The organism is Aeromonas allosaccharophila, assembly GCF_016026615.1.
Classification (GTDB): Bacteria; Pseudomonadota; Gammaproteobacteria; order Enterobacterales; family Aeromonadaceae; genus Aeromonas; species Aeromonas allosaccharophila.
This window is the reverse complement of the sequence record NZ_CP065745.1, coordinates 832606-855533: the sequence shown is the minus strand read 5'-3', so window position 1 is coordinate 855533 and position 22928 is coordinate 832606. Positions and strand designations below refer to the sequence as shown.

General features: G+C 60.4%; 17 protein-coding genes and 1 pseudogene. 11 read left to right on the top strand and 7 right to left on the bottom strand.

Going from position 1 to position 22928, the window contains the following annotated elements; genetic code table 11:
- The first annotated feature begins 255 nt into the window (after positions 1–255).
- From nrfA to xseA, 9 genes are all read left to right on the top strand, one after another.
- A complete protein-coding gene (gene nrfA / locus I6G90_RS03855; RefSeq protein WP_408628308.1) occupies positions 256–1695 on the top strand; it encodes an ammonia-forming nitrite reductase cytochrome c552 subunit in 1440 nt (479 codons plus the stop codon).
- Between the two features lie 51 nt (positions 1696–1746).
- Positions 1747–2337, top strand: a complete 591-nt coding sequence (nrfB, locus tag I6G90_RS03850; protein WP_197929809.1) for a cytochrome c nitrite reductase pentaheme subunit — start codon at positions 1747–1749, stop codon at positions 2335–2337.
- Positions 2334–3026 (top strand): 4Fe-4S dicluster domain-containing protein, encoded by a 693-nt coding sequence (locus I6G90_RS03845; protein WP_197929808.1) that lies wholly within the window; start codon positions 2334–2336, stop codon positions 3024–3026. Before nrfB ends, I6G90_RS03845 begins: the two co-directional genes overlap by 4 nt.
- A gap of 87 nt (positions 3027–3113) precedes the next feature.
- On the top strand, positions 3114–4067 hold the full coding sequence (nrfD, locus tag I6G90_RS03840; RefSeq protein WP_197929807.1) for a cytochrome c nitrite reductase subunit NrfD: 954 nt from the start codon (positions 3114–3116) through the stop codon (positions 4065–4067).
- Between the two features lie 293 nt (positions 4068–4360).
- Positions 4361–6316, top strand: coding sequence for a heme lyase NrfEFG subunit NrfE (nrfE, locus tag I6G90_RS03835; RefSeq protein ID WP_197929806.1), 1956 nt, complete (start codon positions 4361–4363; stop codon positions 6314–6316).
- Entirely contained in the window at positions 6313–6927 is a 615-nt protein-coding gene (locus I6G90_RS03830) for a DsbE family thiol:disulfide interchange protein (RefSeq protein ID WP_197929805.1), read from the top strand. Before nrfE ends, I6G90_RS03830 begins: the two co-directional genes overlap by 4 nt.
- On the top strand, positions 6924–8129 hold the full coding sequence (gene nrfF, locus I6G90_RS03825; protein WP_197929803.1) for a heme lyase NrfEFG subunit NrfF: 1206 nt from the start codon (positions 6924–6926) through the stop codon (positions 8127–8129). Before I6G90_RS03830 ends, nrfF begins: the two co-directional genes overlap by 4 nt.
- A 91-nt stretch (positions 8130–8220) precedes the next feature.
- A complete protein-coding gene (locus I6G90_RS03820) occupies positions 8221–8508 on the top strand; it encodes a hypothetical protein (protein WP_197931237.1) in 288 nt (95 codons plus the stop codon).
- Positions 8509–8675: 167 nt separating this feature from the next.
- A complete protein-coding gene (gene xseA / locus I6G90_RS03815; RefSeq protein ID WP_197929801.1) occupies positions 8676–10034 on the top strand; it encodes an exodeoxyribonuclease VII large subunit in 1359 nt (452 codons plus the stop codon).
- Positions 10035–10158: 124 nt separating this feature from the next.
- Here xseA and I6G90_RS03810 read toward each other — a convergent pair.
- From I6G90_RS03810 to I6G90_RS03790, 5 genes and pseudogenes are all read right to left on the bottom strand, one after another.
- Positions 10159–10352: pseudogene (locus I6G90_RS03810) on the bottom strand (IS3 family transposase); the annotation flags it as partial.
- A 58-nt stretch (positions 10353–10410) separates the two neighbouring features.
- A complete protein-coding gene (gene pflB, locus I6G90_RS03805; RefSeq protein WP_042062283.1) occupies positions 10411–12693 on the bottom strand; it encodes a formate C-acetyltransferase in 2283 nt (760 codons plus the stop codon).
- Between the two features lie 46 nt (positions 12694–12739).
- Entirely contained in the window at positions 12740–13588 is an 849-nt protein-coding gene (gene focA / locus I6G90_RS03800) for a formate transporter FocA (protein WP_042062281.1), read from the bottom strand.
- Positions 13589–13969: 381 nt separating this feature from the next.
- Positions 13970–15730: a 30S ribosomal protein S12 methylthiotransferase accessory factor YcaO gene (gene ycaO / locus I6G90_RS03795; protein ID WP_197929800.1), complete on the bottom strand. Its 1761-nt coding sequence runs from the start codon at positions 15728–15730 to the stop codon at positions 13970–13972.
- A 193-nt stretch (positions 15731–15923) separates the two neighbouring features.
- Positions 15924–17357: a glycoside hydrolase family 1 protein gene (locus I6G90_RS03790; RefSeq protein ID WP_197929799.1), complete on the bottom strand. Its 1434-nt coding sequence runs from the start codon at positions 17355–17357 to the stop codon at positions 15924–15926.
- Positions 17358–17524: 167 nt separating this feature from the next.
- Between I6G90_RS03790 and I6G90_RS03785 the strand changes: the two genes are divergently transcribed.
- Entirely contained in the window at positions 17525–18388 is an 864-nt protein-coding gene (locus I6G90_RS03785; RefSeq protein WP_197929798.1) for a LysR family transcriptional regulator, read from the top strand.
- Between the two features lie 36 nt (positions 18389–18424).
- On the opposite strand, the gene I6G90_RS03780 is transcribed toward I6G90_RS03785, so the two are convergent.
- Entirely contained in the window at positions 18425–19174 is a 750-nt protein-coding gene (locus I6G90_RS03780; protein ID WP_197929797.1) for a substrate-binding periplasmic protein, read from the bottom strand.
- A 176-nt stretch (positions 19175–19350) separates the two neighbouring features.
- Complete coding sequence (gene metE, locus I6G90_RS03775) at positions 19351–21615, bottom strand: 5-methyltetrahydropteroyltriglutamate--homocysteine S-methyltransferase (RefSeq protein WP_197929796.1); 2265 nt, start codon at positions 21613–21615, stop codon at positions 19351–19353.
- Positions 21616–21937: 322 nt separating this feature from the next.
- On the opposite strand from metE, the gene I6G90_RS03770 reads away from it, so the two are divergent.
- On the top strand, positions 21938–22861 hold the full coding sequence (locus I6G90_RS03770) for a LysR substrate-binding domain-containing protein (RefSeq protein WP_058051621.1): 924 nt from the start codon (positions 21938–21940) through the stop codon (positions 22859–22861).
- The last annotated feature ends 67 nt before the right edge of the window (positions 22862–22928 follow it).

The window sequence follows — 22928 nt, the reverse complement described above, 5'->3', positions numbered from 1 at the left end:
GTTGAGTTTTCATAAAATTTAATCCAGATCTCATTTCAACGATCAATCCTGCGTACCAATTGATCTGGCACAACTCTCCCTCCGATAAATCATCATTAAATTTACCTATTTGTTAGGGTAGATCTCGAGTAATCACATATTACGCGGTTTTATTCACCGCCAATCAGACATCTGCCCACCCCGCCCAATGGGGATGAAATCCACGCAACAAGATGGAATTGGGCAGTTCAGGACATTTATCTGGGAGTGATAAACGTGGGTTCACAACACAGACAGACCAAACTGGGGCTCGCCGCCCTGCTGCTGACCAGCTGGCTTGGCACCGGCGGCTTGGCACAGGCAGCTGACGAAGCACAAACCAAGGGCAAGATCGAAGCACGCAGCGAGCTGTTCGCCAAGGATCACGCCGATCAGTTCAGCAGCTGGAAAGGCACCAGCGAGAGCAAGGAGCGCACCGACGCCCTAGCGGACGATCCCCAGATGGTGGTGCTCTGGGCCGGCTACCCCTTCTCCAAGGATTACAACAAGCCACGCGGCCACTTCTATGCGCTGACCGATGTGCGCGAGACCCTGCGTACCGGCGCCCCGAAAACTGCCGAAGATGGTCCGCTGCCCATGGCCTGCTGGAGCTGTAAAGGCCCGGATGTGGCCCGCGTCATCGACGAAAAAGGCGAGGATGGCTACTTCAAGGGGATGTGGGCAAAAGGCGGCCCCGAGATCGTCAACACCATCGGCTGCGCCGACTGCCACGATACCGCCTCGAAAGAGTTCAAGGAGGGCAAACCTGCCCTGCACCTCTCCCGTCCCTATGCCGATCGGGCCATGACCGCCATCGGCAAGCCGTTCAAGGAGCAGGGGCGCTTTGATCAGCAGTCCCAGGTGTGCGGCCAGTGCCACGTGGAGTACTACTTCAGCGGCCCCACCAAGGCGGTGAAATTCCCCTGGGACAAGGGCACCACGGTTGAGCAGATGGAGCAGTATTACGATGAAATAGGCTTTGCCGACTGGACACATGCCCTCTCCAGGACCCCCATGCTCAAAGCCCAGCACCCCGAGTATGAGACCTGGCGCGCCGGCATTCACGGCCAGAACAACGTCGCCTGCGTCGACTGCCACATGCCCAAGGTGCAGAACGAGCAGGGCAAGGTCTACACCGATCACAAGGTGGGCAACCCCTTCGATCGCTTCGACCAGACCTGCCGCAACTGCCACACCCAGAGCAAGGAGATGCTGCAAGGGGTGGTCAAGCAGCGCAAGGACGCCGTCACCGAGATCAAGCTCAAAGTCGAGAAGCAGCTGGTGCACGCCCACTTTGAAGCCAAGGCGGCCTGGGATGCCGGTGCCACCGAAGCCGAGATGAAGGATATTCTGCAGGACATCCGTCACGCCCAGTGGCGCTGGGACTACGCCATCGCCTCCCACGGGGTGCAGATACACGCCCCCGAAGTGGCCCTCAAGGTCCTTGGCAGCGCGCTGGACAAGGCCGCCGATGCCCGTACCAAGCTGGTGCGCCTGCTGGCCGCCAAGGGGGTCAGCCACGAGATCGCCATCCCCGATATCTCCACCAAGGAGAAGGCGCAGGCCGCCCTTGGCATGGACATGAAACAGATGAATGCCGACAAGGCCCAGTTCCTCAAGAGCACAGTTCCCGCCTGGGATGCCGAGGCCAAAGCGGCCGGACGGCTGGCACAGTAATGGCGCCTGCGGGCCCGGCCAGCTCGGGCCCGCAGTGGATGGAGGCTTCCTATGGGTGATTTAACGATGGATTTCTTACGACTGATGCTGATGGCAGCCATGCTGCTCACCAGCCTGCAGGGTCAGGCGGCCGAGCAGGCATCCGCCCCTGTTCCAGCCACACATGAGGTGGAGTTTTTACGCAATCCCGACAAGGCCTGCACCGACTGTCACAAGGAGCAGAGCGAGGGGATGCACGGCAAACATGGTCAGGCGACCAACCCCAACAACCTGGCGCCGGTCACCTGCACCAACTGCCATGGTCAGCCCTCCCCCCAACACCGGGAAGGGGTCAAAGATGTGATGCGCTTTAGCGACAGCTTCAAGGACAAGCAGAGTACCGAGAGCTACCCCATCGCCGAGCAGAACGGAGTCTGCATGAGCTGTCACGAGCCCAAAGTGCTGCGCGAGGCGCTCTGGGCCCACGACGTGCACGCCACCAAGCTCACCTGCACCAGCTGCCACCAGCTGCACCCGGCCAAGGAGCCCATGGTGGCGATCCCGGAGAAGTCCCGCATCAAGCTCTGCGTCGACTGCCACAGCAAGCAGCATGAGGCCGTCAAGGCCAAGGCGAACACCACCTCGGGCAAGGAGGCACAATGAGCTGCTCTCGCCGTCACTTCATGGCGGGGATGAGCGCGGGGGCCCTCATCATGATGACGGGGGCTGCTCGTGCCAACACCCGCTCCCTTGCCACCCCCCTCGCCCACAGCCAGACCATCGACGGGATCCGCTATGGCATGATCCACGACGAGACGGCCTGCATCGGCTGTACCGCCTGCATGGATGCCTGCCGGGAGGTGAATCAGGTGCCAGCGGGGGTCTCGCGCCTCGAGATCATCCGCTCCGGCCCCATCGGCACCTTCCCCGATGCCGAGTACCACTTCTTTCGCAAGTCCTGCCAGCACTGCGACAACGCCCCCTGCGTGCACGTCTGCCCGACCGGTGCTTCCCATATCCGCAAGGAGGATGGCATCGTCGACGTCAACCCGGATCTCTGCGTCGGCTGCATGTACTGTCTGGCCGCCTGCCCCTATCAGGTGCGCTTTATCAACCCTGTGACCAAGGTTGCCGATAAATGCGACTTTTGCCGCAAGACCAACCTGGCGGCGGGCAAGGAGCCGGCGTGCGTGGAGTCCTGCCCTACCAGGGCGCTGGTGTTCGGCAATCTGGATGACCCGGACAGCCCCATCGCCAAACGGCTGGTGAAAGAGACCACCTATCGCTACAAGCAGGCACTCGGCACCTCGCCCAAGATGTACCGCGTGCCCAAAGGGGAGATAAAGTCATGACCATGCAAGAGGCATTTCACTTCCCCTCCCTTGTCTGGGGATTTGTCCGATCGCCATCTACCGCAGTAACAGAAGGAGGAATGGATCATGTTGCATGACGCATTTCACTTCTCCTCGCTGGTGTGGGACTGGCCGATCGCCATCTATCTCTTTCTGCTCGGCATCTCCGCCGGGGCCACCACCCTCTCGGTGCTGCTGCGCCGCAAGGGGGCCGGCAGCGAGAGCGGCATCATCAAGGCGACCGCCATCCTGGCGCCGGTGAGCGTGGTGCTGGGGTTACTGATCCTCATCTTCCACCTGGCCCGCCCCTGGACTTTCTGGAAGCTGATGTTCCACTACCAGTTCGACTCCGTGATGTCCATGGGGGTCATGCTGTTTCAGGTCTACATGGCGGTGCTGTTCGCCTGGCTGGCGGTGGTGTTTCGCTCCGAGATCGAGACCCTGCGCAGTCACCTGCTGCAAGAGAAATTCGCCTTTGTGGATGATCTCATCGCTTGGCTTGCCCGCATCGAGCGGCTGCTGGCGCCGCTGTTGCTGCTGCTCGCCGTGCTGCTGGGAGCCTACACCGGCTTTCTGCTGTCGGCGCTCAAGACCTATCCGCTCTTGAACAACCCGGTACTGCCGGTGCTGTTTCTGGTCTCTGGTATCAGCTCCGGCATCGCCTCCACCATCTTGCTGGCGGTAACGCTCTTCAAGGAGAACCATCACAGCCAGGGGGTGAGCTTTGTTCACCGCTTCGAGCGGCCGGTGCTGGCGGTGGAGGTGTTGCTGCTGGTCTGCTTCTTTACCGGCCTCTACTTTGGTGGCGGCCAGAAAGAGGTGGCGATGTGGGCCGCCATCGGCAGCGGTTTCTGGGCTCAAGTGTTCTGGGTCGGGGTGGTGGGGATCGGCATGCTGCTGCCCCAGTTGCTGGCCATGTTGGCCCCGGCGCCGCTGCGGGCCAAAAACGGCTATCTGGTGCTGGTCTGCAGCCTGACTCTGGTGGGGATCCTGCTGCTGCGCTACTTCGTGCTCTACGCCGGCCAGATGACGGTCGTATAACAACCCGTTCACGCTCCTGCTGCGAGGCCGTGATCAAGGCTCATGTGCTGCTCGGAATCCTCATGTATTCACATACACTCCGGTTCCTGCGCTGCTCTTTACCTTGCTGACAACCTCTCGCGACGGATCGTGGACAGGTTATAAAAATGGGGGGACAAGCGCCAGCCGCCCTCGGGCTACTGGCGCTTATTTGTTGCGATGAGTTGTTGCTAGCAATGTGGATGTTATCCCCCAGCGCCGGTACGGTGCAGACGCTGCGGTATAACATAGACGAATGATTGACTGGAGGTTGTGTGCTGGCGGAGTTCGGCTATCTCTCACTGTTGCTGGCAACGGCGCTCTCTCTGCTGCAAGGCACCCTGCCCTGGCTGGGCCTGAGACTGGCATCGCCCCCTCTGCTGGGCTGTGCCAAGCCGCTGGCACTGCTCAATGCCGCCCTGCTGGGGGCTGCTCTGCTTCTGCTCGCCAGCTGCTTTGCCCGGGATGATTTTACCGTCAGCTATGTGGCTCAGCACGCCAACAGCGCCCTGCCCATGGGCTTCAAGCTGGCGGCGGTCTGGGGCGGCCATGAAGGCTCCATGCTCTTCTTCGTCTTTGCGCTGGCGCTCTGGGGCGCTCTGGTGGCGCTCTGTTCGCAGCGGGTCGACTCGCTGATCCGTGCCCGGGTGCTCGCCATCATGGGGCTGATAGTGGGGCTGTTTGGACTCTATACCCTTGTCTTTTCCAGCCCGTTTGACCGGCAGTTCCCTGGGCCCCTGGAGGGACGCGACCTCAATCCCATGTTGCAGGACATAGGCCTCATCATTCACCCGCCCCTGCTCTATCTCGGCTACGTCGGCTTTGCAGTCAACTTCGCCTTCGCCATGGCGGCGCTGCACCCGGGTCGGCTCGATGGCGCCGTGGCCCACTGGAGCCGCCCCTGGGCGCTCGGTTCCTGGGTCTTTCTCACCGCAGGCATCGTGCTGGGGTCCTGGTGGGCCTATTACGAGCTCGGCTGGGGCGGCTGGTGGTTCTGGGATCCGGTGGAAAATGCCTCCCTGCTGCCCTGGCTGCTCGGCACCGCCCTGCTGCACGCCCTGATTGTCTGCGAGAAGCGCAGTGCCTATGGTCACGCCGTGCTGTTGCTCTCCATCTTCACCTTTGCCTTGAGCCTGCTCGGCACCTTTGTGGTGCGCTCCGGGGTGCTCACCTCGGTGCACGCCTTTGCGGTGGACCCCAGCCGCGGCCTCACCCTGCTGTTGCTGCTCGGCTTGCTGCTCACCTGTGCCCTCACCCTGTTTGCTCTGCGGGCAGACATTCGCGCACCCTATGCCCGCTTTGGCTTGCTGTCAAAAGAGGGGCTGCTCGGCGGCGCCATCCTGCTGCTCTGTGTGGCCTGCGCCAGCGTGCTGCTCGGCACCTTTTACCCCATGGTGTTCCAATCACTCCATCTGGGCTCGCTCTCGGTTGGCGCCCCCTATTTCAACACCATCTTCGTGCCGCTGGCCCTCTGCCTGATGGCGCTGATGACCCAGCTGCCGCGCCTGCGCTGGCAGCAGCTGGCCGCAGGTTCCCGGCTCAACACCCTGTTGCCGCCACTGTTTGGCTTGCTTGGCGGCGGGCTGCTTAGCCTGGCCTATCTGGAACAGGGATCGTTTTCCGCTAGCTGGATTGGCATTCTCGCCAATATGGTGAGCCTCTGGCTAATGGCCAGCCTGCTGCTCAATACCCCATGGCGCGAGCTGACCATAAATCGGTTCGGCAGCTTGATGGCCCACCTCGGGGTGGCGGTGTGCGCCCTCGGCATCGCGCAGGTGAGTCACCACAGTCAGGAGGGGGGCGCTGTGCTAAGTGCCAACCAGCCCTACCAGCTCGGCGCCTTCGAGTTTCGTTATGAGGGGCGCGAGCCGGTAATTGGCCCCAACTACACCGCCGAGCGCATCACGCTTAGCGTGCATAAGAACGGTAAAGAGGTGGCGCGGCTGACGCCGGAGCGGCGCTACTACAGCGTGCGCACCATGAACATGAACGAGCCCGGCATTGCATGGAGAATGCTTGGCGATCTCTACGTGGTGCTCGGTGAGAAGATGGGGCCAGATGCCTATGCCATGCGGCTGCACTACAAGCCGCTGGTACGCTGGATCTGGCTCGGCGGCCTGTTGATGATCGCGGGCGGCACCCTGCGCCTGCTCGCCCGCCGCCCCTTGCTCGCCTCCCGTTCCGTTGCGGTTGGCACCTCCCATCACCGACTCGAACAGGAGGCGTTATGAGATCGCGCCTGCGCCTCTTTCTTCCCCTGATCCTGACCCTGGGCCTCGGTGCCCTGCTCTGGCTCGGCCTTGGCAACAACCCCTACAGCCAGGATGAGGCCGTCGCAGGGCGCACTCTACCTGCATGGCAGAGCGACAATCTGCTGGACGGGAGTCCGATCCAGACCGCCAGCCTCAAGGGCGAGCCCTTTGTGCTTAACGTCTGGGCCAGCTGGTGTGCCAACTGCCGCGCCGAGCATCCGCTGCTGGTTGAGCTGGCCAGCGCCGTGCCCCTCTATGGCCTCAACTACCGGGACAAGGGGGACGCCGCCCGCGCCTGGCTTATTCAGGCGGGCAACCCCTATCGCGCTGTGCTGGCCGACCCCGACGGCCGACTCGCGCTGGAGCTCGGCGTCTACGGCACGCCAGAAACCTATCTGTTTGATGCCGACGGCACCCTGCTAGCCCGCCATACCGGCGAGCTTACCAAAGGCATCTGGCAACGTCAGTTTGCCCCCCTGCTCGACAAGACACGAGCAGATGCGCAGATGAAGGCCACCACAACGGCACCCGCGATTGCGCCATCTATTGCGCCGTCTATTGCAACATCAGCTCGGGAGACACAGCCATGATGTGCCGTTCTCTTGCCTGCGCCCTGCTGGCCCTCGGCATGCTGCTGAGTGCAACTGCATATTCCAGCGGGGTCGATACCTATCAGTTTCGCCACCCTGAGCGACAGACCCGTGCTCAGGAGCTGGCCCGCGCTCTGCGCTGCCCCCAGTGCCAGAACCAGAACCTGGTGGAGTCCAACTCCCCCATCGCGCGGGATCTGCGGCTAGAGGTCTACCGCTGGGTGGACGAGGGGCAGTCTGATGAACAGGTGATCGCCCGCATGACAGAGCGCTTCGGCGATTTCGTCCGCTACGATCCCCCCTTCAAGAGCAGCACAGCGCTGCTGTGGGGCGGTCCCCTGCTGCTGTTGGGGCTGGCGCTGTTGACCCTGTTTCGCCGCCTGACACGCACAAAGGCGCAACCCATCCCTGCCGTTAAGGCCATCGTTGAGGCCACCCCTCAGCCCGCCGCCGATCCGCGCAGCGAATTGAATTTGCTGATCATGCTCGGGGAGCAGGCAGGCCTATCCCCCGACCAACCACTCTACAGGGAGCTGAGCACCGCCCGCCTGGCCAACGCCATCCCGGCGGCTGAGCTGGCCCTGCGCGCGCAACTGGCCAACCTGCATAACAATCGCGATCGCAATAACCGGCACGGGCGGGCCTTGTTGCTGCTTGGCATCATGGCAATCGCGGCCGTTGCCGCTGTCTATCTGAGCACTGGCCGTTATCAGGCATGGCAGGCTTATCAGTCGCGCCCCGATCCGCTGGCTGGGTTGAGCCCGCGGGATCTGCAGGACAAGGAGCTGGGGAGTCTGCATCAGAAGCTTCAGCACAACCCTGCCGATCTCGACAGCTGGGCGGCGCTCGGCCAGCTCTATCTCTATCGGGGCGAATATGAGAACGCCCTGCTCGCCTACCAGCGCCTCACCCTGCAAGAAGGGGGGGCCAGCGCGGCGACCCAGGCCGCACAAGCCACCGTGCTCTACTATCAGGCGGGTCAGCAACTGACTCCCGAGGCAAACCGCCTGCTGGAGAGCGCCCTCAAGCAGGACGCGGGGGAAGTGAGCGCCCTGATGCTGCTCGCCTCCGATCACTTCCTCCATGGTCGCTACAGCCAGGCCATTGCCCTGTGGCAGCAACTGCTCGATGGCGAGCGCCCTCGCATCAACCGGGCCGCGCTGATCGAGGCGATCCAGACGGCAAGCATAATGGGCGGGTAACACCTTGATTGAAAGAGGGTAATCGTGGTGATATGGCGCCGCGACCACGCAAGTGGCTCAGCCCCCTCTTTCAATAGACAAGGATGTCTGGATGCAGCTCACCCTGTTAAACGACTCGGGCAAATTCGATGGGCTCGATGACACCATTAGGCACGTTTTTGCCGAGACGGCGCACAAATTGAATGCCTTGTTCGATCTCTCCCAACTGGATGTCACCTTCAGCCCTTTTACCGAAGGGGATGATAACGGCCCACGAATACGTGGCAGCAGATCTGCAGCACAGCTAAAACACTCGTTTTTTAGTGTATCTTGTCGCAATCGCTCACCATTGTTTCAGATGAAGAAAGGCGTTTTCTACCAAGTTCAATCAGCGATTTAAGTTGTTCACAGATTGAAGCCATATGATCACTCCCTTTTGTGCAGGTTGTCATTTGAATACCACTTTCATTCACTTCAACATCCATATCTCGGCTCCTGCCGCGCTCTGGGGTAAGATAGCCGCCATCGTTTTATTCCGGCCCGCCGGAGCAGACCACAGGTACGCCCTTGAACCGATTTACCCCATCCAGTGCGGCGAGCGGCCGCGAGCAGCAGGTCTTTACCGTCACCCGCCTCAACAGCGCCGTGCGCATGATCCTGGAGCAGGATCTGGGGCTGGTGTGGCTGACCGGCGAGCTCTCCAATCTGGCGATGCCAAGCTCCGGTCACTGGTACTTTTCGCTCAAAGATCTGGGGGCGCAGGTGCGCTGTGCCATGTTCAAGGGCAACAACCGGCGGGTGGCGTTTCGCCCGCAGGATGGCATGCAGGTGCTGGTGCAGGCGCGGGTCTCGCTCTATGAGCCGCGCGGCGACTACCAGTTGATCATCGAGTCGATCCAGCCCGCAGGCGACGGCGTGCTGGCCCTGCGTTTTGAAGAGCTCAAGCGCCGCCTCGGGGCCGAGGGGCTGTTTGACGAGAGCCGCAAGCGGCCGCTGCCCCGCGAACCGCGCGCCGTAGGTCTCATCACCTCCGCCACCGGCGCCGCTCTGCACGATATGCTGACGGTGCTTAAACGGCGTGCGCCGGATCTGCCGGTCTTTATCTACCCGACCCAGGTGCAGGGGAGCGCCGCCATCAGCCAGATCGTCGCGGCGATCGCCAAAGCGAACCAGCGCGCCGAGGTGGATGTGCTGATCGTCGGGCGCGGCGGCGGCTCGCTCGAAGATCTCTGGTGCTTTAACGAAGAGGCGGTGGCGCGCGCCATTGCCCACTCCGCCATCCCCGTTATCAGCGCGGTGGGCCACGAGGTAGATGTCACCATCAGCGACTTTGCCGCCGACTTGCGCGCCCCTACCCCATCGGCGGCCGCCGAACTGGTGGCGCCGGACAATCAGGCCCGCATCCAGCGCCTCGCCCACCTCAAGCAGCGACTGCTGCAGGCGATGAGTCGTCATCAAACCGCCGCCCGCCACAATTTCATCCTGCTGCAAAAGCGGCTCGACCATCAGGATCCGAAACGGCGGCTGGAGCAGCAGTCCCAGCGCCTCGACGAACTTTCTGCCCGTTTGCAGCAGCTGCTTCGCCAACGGCTGCATCAGGGAGAGCGGCGCCTCGCCAATCTTGAACTGCGTCTGCAGGGCAAGAGCCCGGAGCGCTTGCTGGCTGCTGGCAAGCGCCGCCACCAGCTGGCCGAGGAACGGCTCCATGCCCTGATTGCCAAACGCCAGGATCTGGCGAGCCACCGCCTCGCCATGCTCACCGCCCGCCTCGACGGGGTGAGCCCGCTCGCCACCCTGGGTCGCGGCTACTCCATCACCCGCACCCCGCGCGGTGAGGTCATTAGTCGCGCCGATCAGGTCAACAGTGGCGACCAGCTTATTACCACCCTGGCAAAAGGGAGCCTGCTGGTTCGGGTTGAGGGATAAACCCCTAACCGACTGCAATACACGTGAGCTGTCACCCGGAACTACACCTCACCGGCAACTTGTGACCCCAGATATAAAAACTACTTGATTACCCATGACCCTCTGCCGACTTCAAGTGTAGTGGTCAACTAAATCCGGACACTTGGTTAGGTCGAACCTCGGCTTTTGCTAGCGGTATCCCGTCATTGTGTTGATGTGGACGCCGCCGGTTGTGGTATCCCAGCAGTTACCACGACGACTCATGCACTGGGTCATGCGATAGCGCCACAGTCGTTACCGAAATGCCCTGCTGCCGTATTGTCTGCCTTGGTCGGAGTGAATCGCACGCATAAAAAAACCGGCGCCTTGGCGCCGGTTTTTGCTCACTGCGTCTCGATTACAGAGAAGCGGTGAAGGTACGGGTGATGACGTCTTGCTGTTGCTCTTTGGTCAAAGAGTTGAAGCGAACAGCATAACCGGATACACGAATGGTCAACTGCGGATATTTCTCCGGGTTTTCCATGGCGTCCAGCAGCATTTCACGGTTCATCACGTTAACGTTCAGGTGCTGACCACCTTCCAGGTTGGACTCGTGATGGAAGTAACCGTCCATCAGGCCAGCCAGGTTGGCTTTCTGGGCTTCCATATCTTTACCCAGCGCGTTCGGAACGATGGAGAAGGTATAGGAGATACCATCTTTAGCGTAAGCGAACGGCAGCTTGGCAACGGAAGTCAGGGAAGCAACTGCACCCTTCTGGTCACGACCGTGCATCGGGTTTGCACCCGGGCCGAACGGAGCACCTGAACGGCGGCCATCCGGAGTGTTACCGGTCTTCTTGCCATATACCACGTTGGAGGTGATGGTCAGAACAGACTGGGTAGCAACAGCACCACGGTAGGTGTTCAGCTTCTGAATTTTCTTCATGAAGCGCTCAACCAGGTCACAGGCGATGTCATCGACGCGAGCGTCGTTGTTACCGAACTGCGGGTATTCACCGTCGATTTCGAAGTCGATGGCAACGCCATCTTCGTCACGAACCGGCTTGACCTTGGCGTACTTGATAGCAGACAGGGAGTCAGCGGCTACGGACAGACCCGCGATACCACACGCCATGGTGCGATATACGTCACGGTCGTGCAGCGCCATCAGAGAGGCTTCGTAGCTGTACTTGTCGTGCATGTAGTGGATGATGTTCAGTGCAGCAACGTACTGCTTGGCCAGCCAATCCATGAAGCTATCCAGACGAGACATGACATCATCATAGTCCAGGAACTCGGAGGTCACCTTGTCAGTTTTAGGACCGACCTGGATCTTGAGCTTCTCGTCGATACCGCCGTTGATTGCATACAGCATGGTCTTGGCCAGGTTGGCACGAGCACCGAAGAACTGCATCTGCTTACCAATCACCATCGGGGACACACAGCAAGCGATGGCGTAGTCATCGTTGTTGAAGTCCGGACGCATCAGGTCATCGTTCTCGTACTGAACAGAAGAGGTCTCGATGGATACCTTGGCGCAGTACTTCTTGAAACCGACCGGCAGCTTCTCGGACCACAGGATGGTCAGGTTCGGCTCAGGGGACGGGCCCATGGTGTACAGGGTGTTCAGCATACGGAAGCTGTTCTTGGTGACCAGGGTACGGCCATCAACGCCCATACCAGCCAGGGTCTCGGTCGCCCACATCGGGTCGCCGGAGAACAGTGAATCGTATTCCGGGGTACGCAGGAAGCGAACCATACGCAGCTTCATGACCATGTGGTCCATCAGCTCCTGGGCTTCTTGCTCGGTGATCAGGCCTTTCTTCAGGTCACGCTCGATGTACACGTCCAGGAAGCTGGAGGTACGACCGAAGGACATGGCGGCACCGTTCTGGGACTTGACTGCCGCCAGGTAGGCGAAGTAGGTCCACTGTACGGCTTCTTTGGCGTTCTTGGCCGGTACGGAGATATCGCAACCGTACTTGGCAGCCATCACCTTCATCTGTGCCAGGGCACGGTGCTGCTCGGAGATCTCTTCGCGCAGACGGATGGTGGCTTCCAGGTTGACGCCGTTTTCCAGGTCAGCTTGCAGGGACTTGAACTGGGCCAGTTTGTCGGCCATCAGGAAGTCGATACCGTACAGAGCGACACGACGGTAGTCACCGATGATACGGCCACGGCCGTAGGCATCCGGCAGACCGGTGATAACACCAGACTTGCGGCAGTTCAGGATGTCTTTGGTGTAAACGTCAAACACGCCCTGGTTGTGAGTCTTGCGGTACTCGGTGAAGATCTTCTCGACCATCGGGTCCAGTTGACGACCGTACACTTCGCAAGAAGTCTTGACCATCTTGATACCGCCGTTGGCGATGATGGCGCGCTTCAGCGGCTTGTCAGTCTGCAGACCAACGATCTGCTCCAGGCTCTGATCGATATAACCGGCATCGTGTGCGGTAATGGTGGAGGGCAGGTCAGTATCAAAATCGACCGGCGCATGAGTGCGGTTCTCGATTTTGATCCCTTCCATGACCTTGTCCCACAGCTTGGTGGTTGCTTCGGTCGCGCCAGCCAGGAAGGACTCGTCACCTTCATACGGGGTGTAGTTCTTCTGGATGAAGTCACGGGTGTTGACAGAGGTCTGCCATTCACCGGCCGCGAAGCCTTCCCATGCTTTTTGGAACTGTTCGTTAAGTTCTGCCATTTTTCATTACCTCACACGGTATTGATGTAGTATCCCGAAATCATCCTTAATGATGACGACGGAAGATAAACCAGTAAGTCAGACCAACCATCACGCCACCACCGATGATATTGCCGATGGTAACAGGGATGAGGTTGTGTAGGACGAAGTTGGATACGGTCAGGTCGGCGAAGGTTGCCGGATCCTGGCCGATGGCCTGCCAAAATTCCGGACTAGCCACGCTGTGGATAGCGATACCAACCGGAATCATAAACATGTTTGCGATGCTGTGCTCGAAACCTGCGGCAACGAACATGGCAACCGGCAGCAGCATGACGACTACCTTGTCAGTCGCGCTGCGGGCACCGAAGGCCATCCAGGCAGCAAGACACACCATCAGGTTACAGAGGATACCCAGCGCCACCGCTTCGAAGAAGGTGTGGTGAATTTTGTGTTGGGCCACTTTCAGGGCATTGAGGCCCCACTGACCATCCGCCGCGGTGTATTCCGCCGACATGATGATGAGGCCAACCATCAGCAGACCACCGATCAGGTTACCGAAGTAAACCAGACCCCAGTTCTTGAGCAGTTGTGCCCAGCTGATGCGATTGGCGGCCTTGGCCACCAGCGTCAGGGTGGTGGAGGTGAACAGCTCGGCACCGAGCAGCACACACAGAATAAGACCGAGGGAGAAACAGAGACCACCAACCAGCTTGGCCATGCCCCAGGACATAGAGCCGGAACCGGTCGTGACTGTGATGTAGAAGATAAACGCGATGGCGATGAAAGCGCCTGCGGTGATGGCCAGTGGAATGACCTTGTATGCCGGCTTGGTGGCCTTGGCATAGGTGATGTCTTCAGCCAGTGCAGCGATGGCTTCGGGCTTGAGACAATCGAATGGGGATTCAGCTTTCAATTATTTTCTACCTGAATGTTTTGCCTGTTGAAATCATAACAAAGGCCCAAATGGCCAAAATTGACATTGATCAAGTTTATCAGACTGCGAATGTAATTTTACTACAAATATTTTAGTGCAACGGCTGCGCCAGTTTACACCAGGTTTCAGCTGAAACAGAAATGCCACGTTTTTAATACAATGATTTTAAAGAATTTATTGGTATGCACGTAAAGCAGGTATTGGCAAGATATCTTTGCAGTCCGGTTGCACATCCCCTGCCCTGTCATCAACCCCATTAGGGGTATTTTTTGTTTTTTATTTCATCTTTGAATAACAAACCCGTGCCTTGCCGCACGATAAACAGAAGGGGCCACACGGCCCCTTCCTTTACAGCAACGATCACGCCCAGTGATGGGCTCGCTTGGCTTTTTGCAGCTTCTCGTAGGCCGCCAGCAGCTTCTGGTGCAGCGGGAACTGGGAGAGTGACAAGTCGGCCGCCTCCAGCCCGTGGAAGCGAGCTTCGCCACTGGCGTTGGCCCATGCCTGGGCCAGCGTCTCTTCGCCATACATGCGGGTAAAGACGGCGCGATACTGCTCCGGATCCCGCTCCTCGTCGAGGAACAGCTCGACGCAGGCACGCAGGGCGCGGTAGTAGCTGGCTCGCTCGGCAGTGAACACTGACTGGTTGAACTCCATGGTCCAGTCGATGAGATCCATCGCCGTCTCCAGCTCACCGGCAGCCAGCGCCAACATGGCTTTCAGCTCGCCAACACGCAGGGTATGCAGAGCTGTGCCCTTGGCGGCAGCGATACCCAGCAGCTCGCGCACCCGGGTGCGCTCGTCGTGCCCCTCTTCATCCAGTTGATCAAACAACGCCATGTACTGCTCGGCATCCCACTCCAGTGATGGCAGCGCCAGGATCACTTCACGCAGGTTGGCGCCCATGTTGTTGTTGGCCAGCAGCAGATCTTCGGCCGGATAGATGTCGGACATACCCGGCACCAGAATGCGGCAGGCGTAGACCCCCAGATGCTCGTAGTCGGCGATATAGACCGGCTGCTCCAGCTCGTGGAAGATGCCGATCAGGTGATCGAACTCCTCCTGCGAGGTGCCACGAAAATCCCAGTCGGCAAACTCGAAGTCCGCATCCTGCTTGAACAGATCCCAGCTGATAAGGCCCGAGGAGTCGATGAAGTGGGTCTCGAGGTTGTGGTGATCCGCTACCTGCTCGTTGTCGAATGACGGCGGCACGAACACGTCGAGATCCTTGAGACCACGGCCCTGCAGCAGCTCGGTGACGGTACGCTCGAAGGCCACTTCGAAGCGCGGATGGGCACCGAAGGAGGCAAAGCAGGTGCCGTTGCTCGGGTTGAGCAGCACCACGCAGATGACCGGATAGCGGCCACCCAGGGAGGCATCGAAGCTGCAAATGGGGAAGCCTTCGGCTTCCAGCGCGGCGATGGAGGCGGCGATCCCCGGATAACGGGCAATCACCTCGTCCGGGATCAGCGGCAGGCTCAGGGCCTCGGCGATGATCTTGTTCTTCACGTGGCGCTCGAACACTTCGGAGAGCGCCTGAGTGCGCGCTTCGGTGCGGGTGTTGCCGGCACTCATGCCGTTGGAGACATAGAGGTTGCCGATGATGTTCATCGGGATATAGACGGTCTGGTGATCGGACTGGCGCTCGAACGGCAGCGCGACGATACCGCGCTCTTCGTTGTTTGACTGCAGATCCACCAGCATGTCGGCGGTCACTTCACCGTCCGGGTTGTAGAACTTGCGAGTGAAGCTGTCGAGCAGACCGGCCGGGAACTGGTCACCCTCGATGGGGAACCACTTCTCGTTCGGGTAGTGCACGAAATCACCGTTGGCAACCTGCTCGCCCAGATAGAAGTCGGCGAAGAAGTAGTTGGTGGAGAGACGCTCGAAATATTCGCCTAGAGCGGAGGCGAGAGCCGCCTTCTTGCTGGCACCCTTGCCGTTGGTGAAGCAGAGGGCGCACTCCTTGTCCCGAATATGCACCGACCAGACGTTCGGCACGGGGTTGAGCCAGGAGGCCTCTTCGATATCAAACCCCAGGGCTTGCAGCTTGGTCTGGAAGCGTTCGATGGAGTCTTCCAGCGCCGCGTCCTTGCCGGGAATAAACGTGTGGTCAGTCATCACAATATCCTGATTTTTATTGGCTCATGTTCGGCCGCAGATAATAGCAGGGGTCGGCGGCTTTGGCAGGACAAAAATCAGCAAACAGGGATGAGTCGCACGGAGATTAGTGGGGTTGCGCCCTCTCCCCCGCCACAAACAGAGCGGGCCCGGGGATTACCCGGGCCCGCTGGTTACGCGGCGCGATAAACCGTCAGAGCTGCTTGCCCTGGCTGGCGATCACCTGGCTGTACCAATGGAAGCTCGCTTTCTTGATCCGGCGAAGGGAGCCCCCCTGCTCGTCACGCTCCACATAGACGAAGCCGTAGCGCTTCTGATAGCCGTTGAGCCAACTCAAAATGTCGGTGAACGACCAGGCGCAGTAGCCGAGCAGCTCCACCCCGTCCTGCATTGCCTCCTGACACGCCTTGACGTGGCTGCGCAGATAGTCAATGCGGTACTCATCGTTCACCTTGTCGCCCGCCTCCAGCTTGTCGAACTCGCCGAGGCCGTTCTCGGTGATCATCAGCGGCAGACCATAGCGGGAAGAGAGGCGACGCAGGGCGATGCGCATCCCGGTCGGATCGATGGCCCAGTCCCAGTTGCTGGTCTCCAGATGCGGGTTGGGCGCCGTCTTGTAGAGGCCGGGAATGCCGCTCGATGGCGTGGTGCCCTTCTTGCCGGTGGTGTTGATCCGCTGCAGGGTCTGACCGCCCAGGGGGTTATCGGTATAGGTCAGGGTGTAGTAGTAGTTGACGCCGATGTAGTCGGGCGTGCCTTCGCGCAGCAGCTCCAGATCGCCCGGCAGGATCTCCGGCGCCTCACCGTTTTCTCGCAAGTAAGCGAGCGCCGCCTGGGGATAACGGCCAAAGCAGTAGGCATCCAGCCACCAGAGGTTGTTGAACTCCTCGGCGTTCTCGTAAGCCAGCATATCTTTCGGGTCGCATGACGCCGGATAGGCAGGGGAGTAGGCAAAGCTCGGGCCAATCAAGCCATTCGGCACATGCTGACGAAACGCCTTGATCACCCGGGCATTGGCCAGAAAGGCGATGTGGTTGGCGGCGAAGAAGCGCTTGCGGTCCTGCACGGCAGGCGGATGGGTGCCGAGCTGATAGGCGTTGGTCAGGTTGTAGTTCTGCTCGTTAAGCGACACCCAGTACTTCACCTTGTTGGCAAAGCGCTGATAGAGGGTCACGCAGTAGCGCTCGAAATCGGCGATGATCCGTCGGTCTTCCCAGCCGCCGTACTCATCTTGCAGCGCTTGCGGCAAGTCCCAGTGGTAGAGGGTGAGCACCGGCTCGATCTTATGGGCCAAGAGGGTGTCGATCAGTTTCTCATAAAAGGCCAGACCCGCCTCGTTCACCTCGCCCCGACCGGTCGGGTAGATACGCGGCCAGCTCACCGAGAAGCGGTAAGCCTTGAGCCCCATCTCGGCCATCAGCGCCACGTCCTCCTCCATGCGGTGGTAGTGATCCACCGCCACATCGCCGTTACTCCCCTCAAAGGTCTTGCCCGGCAGCTTGGTGAAGAGATCCCACACCGAGGGCCCCTTGCCATCGGCATTCCAGCCCCCCTCCACCTGATAGGCGGCGGAGGCGGCGCCCCACAGAAAATCGCTCGGGAAGTCGTTGAACTTGTGGTGATGCATCTGGTGTTGCTCCTTCTGCGCTGATGGTGTCAGCCATCTCTGATAACTTAGCTCCCCCAAGTTGGGGCGCCCGAAATGAATTGGCATCAGCATCCAATACTTCTAAAATTCCGTCCAATGACAAATATGACCACTCAACATTCCTGACAGGAATGAAAGGAGCCGCTGTGGAGCTACGGGATCTGAAAGCCTTCGTCACTCTGGGGGAGGTATTGCACTTCGGCCAGGCGGCGGTGCGCCAGCATGTTACCCAGTCGGCCCTCAGCAAACAGATCAGGCGGCTGGAGGAGGAGCTCGGTGGCGAACTGTTCGAGCGCAACGCCAGCACCACCCGCCTGACCGGACTGGGCAGGGCGCTGTATGAGGATGCCCGCGCCGTGGTCGTCCAGAGCGAGCAGCTCTCGCGCACCGCCCGCGACGTGCTGGCGGGCAACGTCGGTACCCTGCGCATCGGCTTTGGCGTGGCCACCAAGATCCTGGTGCCCGCCGCCATCGCCCGCTTTCGTGCCGAGCGACCGCAAGTGACCATAGAGCTCAACGATCTCTCCACCCACCACCAGCTGCTGGCGCTCAGTGAAGGCAAGCTGGATCTGGGTTTTTGCCGCCTGCCCGCCCCCAAGGGGTGGCACGCCCTGCCGGTGGTCGAGGCCCACTTCGTCGCCGTGCTGCCCGCCAGCTACCGCGGTGTGAGGGAGTTGGCGGATCTGGTGGACAAGCCGCTGGCGATCCTGCGTCGGGACAAGGCGCCATCGTTTTACGATCACCTGATGAACTATCTGGCCCAGAGTGGACTGCGTTTTCGCGATATCCAGTACGTCAACGACTTCGCCGCCGGGGTCGCCACCGCGGCCGCCGAGATAGCCTGGACCCTGGTGCCCTCCTCCACCACCATCGAGCATCCGGATGTGCTCACCCTCCCTCTGAGAGATGGCGAAGCCTGCTGGACTATCGGGCTTATTCGTCCGCCCCACAGCAAGGGGCCCTTGATCGATGCCTTCTGGGCAACCATCGCCGATATGACGCCGAGATAGACACGCAGTGGAAAAACAGCAGATGGCAGCAGCGCATCAACGATAGCGCGCTTCGATACGAGCCAACTCACCACTTTGCCGCAACTGTTGCAGTACCCGGTTGAATTCATTCACCCGGGTATTAAAGCGGGAGTGTTTGCCAATGCAGAGGTTGAACGGGGTCGAGGCGAGTCGCAGTGGCACCTCGACCACCAGCCCGGACAACCCCAGCTGGTTGAGTTTGAAGCGTGCCACCAGTGGATCGGTCACCATCAGATCGCCCCGACCCGCCGCCAGCATTTTGAAGACGTTATCGACGTTGATGGTGTGATGAACGGTGAAACCGGCCAGATTCTCCTTGCCCCAGCCGTTGCCCAGATAGTCGAGAAAGGTGAACGTCTTGAGGTCGCTCAAGCGGCTGGCTTGCTGAAATTCCGCCATCCGGGGGTGACCAAGCTGAGTAAATATCGTCATGATCGTCGATGTGACTGGCTCATCCACCATCAGGGTATAAGTGCGCCGCTCCAGTGTGGCGACAGTCACGAAGCCATCTGCCTGCGCCATCAGCACCATTTTTTGCGCCCGTTGCCACGGATAGCCTTCGTGGCGCACCCGCAGCCCCATCTGCGCCGCCACCCGATCCATCACATCGATCATCAGCCCGCGCATCTTGCCCTGTTCGTCACGCCACGAATATGGGGCGAAGTCGTCAAAATAGGCCATTTTCAACTCGGGAGCTGGCGCTGCCAAGGCACTCTGCCACATCAGCAATCCCCACAAGATTGCGCTCCCCAGACTGACTCTCATGGCCGCCACTCCATCCACCTCTGTCCACTCTGAGCCTAGTGCAAAGCAGGCTGCGGCAAGGTTCAGGATCCAGTGGAAAAAGTGGCCAACGAAAAAAGAGAGGGGAAGCAGTGGCTTCCCCTCTCTCGTTAGCTTGTCAGCACGCCACCTTATCGATGGCGGTCAAAGCCTGCTGGTTACGCCAGCTCGGCCCGCAGCGCCCTGGTGGCATTGACCATCACCTTGAGCGCGGCCTCCGTCTCTTCCCAGCCGCGGGTCTTGAGGCCGCAATCCGGATTGACCCACAGCCGCTCGGCCGGGATCTGTTTGGCCGCCTTGCGCAGCAACCCCTCAATCCAGCTCTGACTCGGCACGTTCGGTGAGTGAATGTCATAGACACCCGGGCCAATCTCGTTGGGGTAGTTGAAGCGCTCGAACGCTTCGAGCAGCTGCATCTGACTACGGCTGGTCTCGATGGTGATCACGTCCGCATCCAGCGCCGCCACCGCCTCGATGATGAGGTTGAAGTCGCTGTAGCACATGTGGGTGTGGATCTGGGTGCTGTCCGCCACCGGGCTGGCGCTCAGACGGAAGGCGCGCACCGCCCAGTCGAGATAGGCCTGATGATCCTGTTTGCGCAGCGGCAAGCCTTCGCGGATCGCCGGTTCGTCGATCTGGATGATCTTGATGCCAGCGGCTTCCAGATCCGCCACCTCGTCGCGAATGGCCAGCCCGATTTGCAGGGCGGACTGCTCGCGGCTCACGTCTTCCCGCGGGAAGGACCAGCAGAGGATGGTCACCGGGCCCGTCAGCATCCCCTTGACCGGCTTGTCGGTCAGGCTCTGGGCAAACTGGGTCCACGCCAGCGTCATGGGGGTCGGGCGGTCGATATCGCGGGTGATCACCGGCGGCTTGACACAGCGAGAGCCATAGCTCTGTACCCAACCGAAGCGGGTGATGGCAAAGCCATCCAGCTGTTCACCGAAATACTCCACCATGTCGTTGCGCTCGGCCTCGCCGTGTACCAGCACGTCCAGCCCGATCGCCGCCTGACGCTCGATGGCATCGCGGATCTCGGCCTGAATGCCCGCCTCGTAGGCGCTGTCATCGATGCGACCGGCGCGCCAATCTTGCCGCAATACCCGGATCTGCGAGGTCTGCGGGAAGGAGCCAATGGTGGTGGTGGGCAGCAGCGGCAGCTTGAGATCTGAGCGCTGCAGCTCGGCCCTGACCGGATAGGGACTGTGGCGATCAAAATCGCTGTTGGTAAGGCTGGCCAGACGGGATTGCACCGCGCGCTTGTGTACCCGGCTGTCGGACTCCCGGTCGACGATGGGCTGGCTGTAGGCGGTGATTTTGTCGAGCTCGCCCACATCCAGATACTCTCTGAGCAGTCCCAGCTCGAAACATTTTTGCAAAGCGAAGGCGAACCAGCTGCGGGTCTGGGGATCCAGCTCCTGCTCCAGGGTCAAATCCACCGGGCTATGCAGCAATGAGCAAGATGAGGCCACCCAGAGCCGCTCGCCGAGTTTGGCTTTCAGCGATTTCAGGGTCGGCGCCAGCTTGGCCAGATTGGCACGCCAGACGTTACGGCCGTTGATCACCCCGGCGGAGATGACCCACTGGGCGGGCAGATGCGGTACCAGTGTCTCCAGCTGTTCGGGGGCGGCCACCAGATCCAGATGCAGGCCATCCACCTTGAGGCTGGTGATGATGTCGCGCTGATGGGCCACCGAGCCGAAATAGGTGGTGAGCAGCAGCTTGCAGGGGCCCGCGAGGCGCTCGTAGGCGTTGAGATAGGCCAGACGCCACTCATCCGGCAAGTCCAGCGTCAGCGCCGGTTCGTCGATCTGCACCCACTCCACCCCCTGAGCGGCCAGTTTGGCCAGGATCTCCTGATAGACGATCAGCAGGCGATCGAGCAGTTCAAGGCGAGAGAAGCCGCTCTCTTTCTCCTTGCCGAGCCACAGGTAGGAGATTGGCCCCAACAGCACCGCCTTGACTGGCAGCCCCAGCGCTTTGGCCTCTTCGACCTCGTCAAACAACTGGCTCCAGCCCAGCTTGAAGCGCTGGTCACGGCTGAATTCCGGTACCAGATAGTGGTAGTTGGTGTTGAACCATTTGGTCATCTCGGCGGCGGCGGCAGATGGGCCAGTCGGCGCACGACCACGGGCCACCCGGAACAGGGTGTCGAGGTCGGTCTCGCCATGACGGTGACGGGCAGGCACCGCATCCACCAGCAGGCTGGTACCGAGCACCTGATCGTACCAGGCAAAATCCCCCACCGGCAGCAGATTGACCCCGGCAGCATATTGGGCCTGCCAGTGGCGCTCACGCAGCGTCTTACCCACGGCAACGAGTTCGGCCTGAGTGGTCTCGCCACGCCAGTAGGATTCGAGGGCAAATTTCAGCTCACGCTTGGCGCCGATACGGGGGAAGCCCAGGGTGTGTGCGCGTGTCATAGGTTCATTTCCTTATGCTCATTCATCTGATGGGAAACTGGATGATTTAGCCATCCAGATGTTTACACATCCAAAATGACAAGATAAGGTGACGCTGGCTATTGAATCCTCTTCAACTGGCTCTCAAAGAATCCTCAACTGACCGCAGGCAAGGTTCACCGCAAGGATACAGAGGCCCGTTTTTACAAGAGTTAAGAAGCGCAGGTGCAAGAAGCACAGGAGTAAGAAGGCAGGATCAAGGCGCGCAGAAGGCTAACAGCAAAGCCATGCCATCGCTGCCAGCAACATCAGCACCATACGCAATCTCACAAGGAGCCATCTTATGGCAGTGCCAAGCAATTCAGGGATAGAGATCAAACACTTGAAAACATTGACCGCGCTGGCCGAGCAGGGCTCGCTGGCCGGTGCGGCGCTGACCCTCAACCTCACCCAGTCCGCCCTCTCCCACCAGCTCAAAGAGCTGGAGACCCGCCTCAATCTGGAGCTCTACCTGCGCAAAAGCCGCCCGCTGGTGCTGACCGCGGCAGGCAGCCAGCTGCTCGCCCTCGCCCGTCAGGTGTTGCCCGCCCTGGCCCAGACCGAGAAGCAACTGCAGGCCCTGCAGAGCGGCGATGCGGGCAGGCTGCATCTGGCGCTCGATTGCCACAGCTGCATTCAGTGGCTGCTGCCACTGTTGCCCGAGTTTCGCCGCCAGTGGCCAGGGGTGGATCTGGAGGTAGAATCGGTGCCGGGCTTTGATGCCATCAATGCCCTGCTCGGCGGCCAGCTCGACCTGCTGCTCACCTCGGACGTGCAGGCGCGCGGCGATCTCCACTTCGAGCCGCTGTTTGCCTTCGATCTCACCCTGGTGATGGCGCCGGATCACCCCCTCTGCCACCAGAGTCGCATCGAGCCGGGCGATCTGGGGCCTGAGGTGCTGCTGGTCTATCCGGTGGAGCGCAGCCGCATGGATATCTTCAGCCGCTTTTTGCAGCCCGCCGGGGTGGAGCCCGCCCGCTGCAAGCCGGTGGACAACACCTCGGTGATGCTGCAGATGGCCGCCGCCGGCCTTGGCGTCGCCGCCCTGCCGCGCTGGGCCAGCGACGAGTTTGTCAGACAGGGGATGCTCTGCGCCCGCCCCCTCGGCAGCGGTATTCGTCGCCATATGTACGGCGCGGTGCGGGCCGCCGATCGGGATCAAGCCTGCCTGCAGAGCCTGTTCGCACGCATTCGCGGCAAGATGGGGGATGGTTGGAGCGCGGAATAAATCACAGCAGTGGCAGGCAATGCTGGCCTGACAAGAGGCAGATCAGTATCCTGATACTTTAATTTTG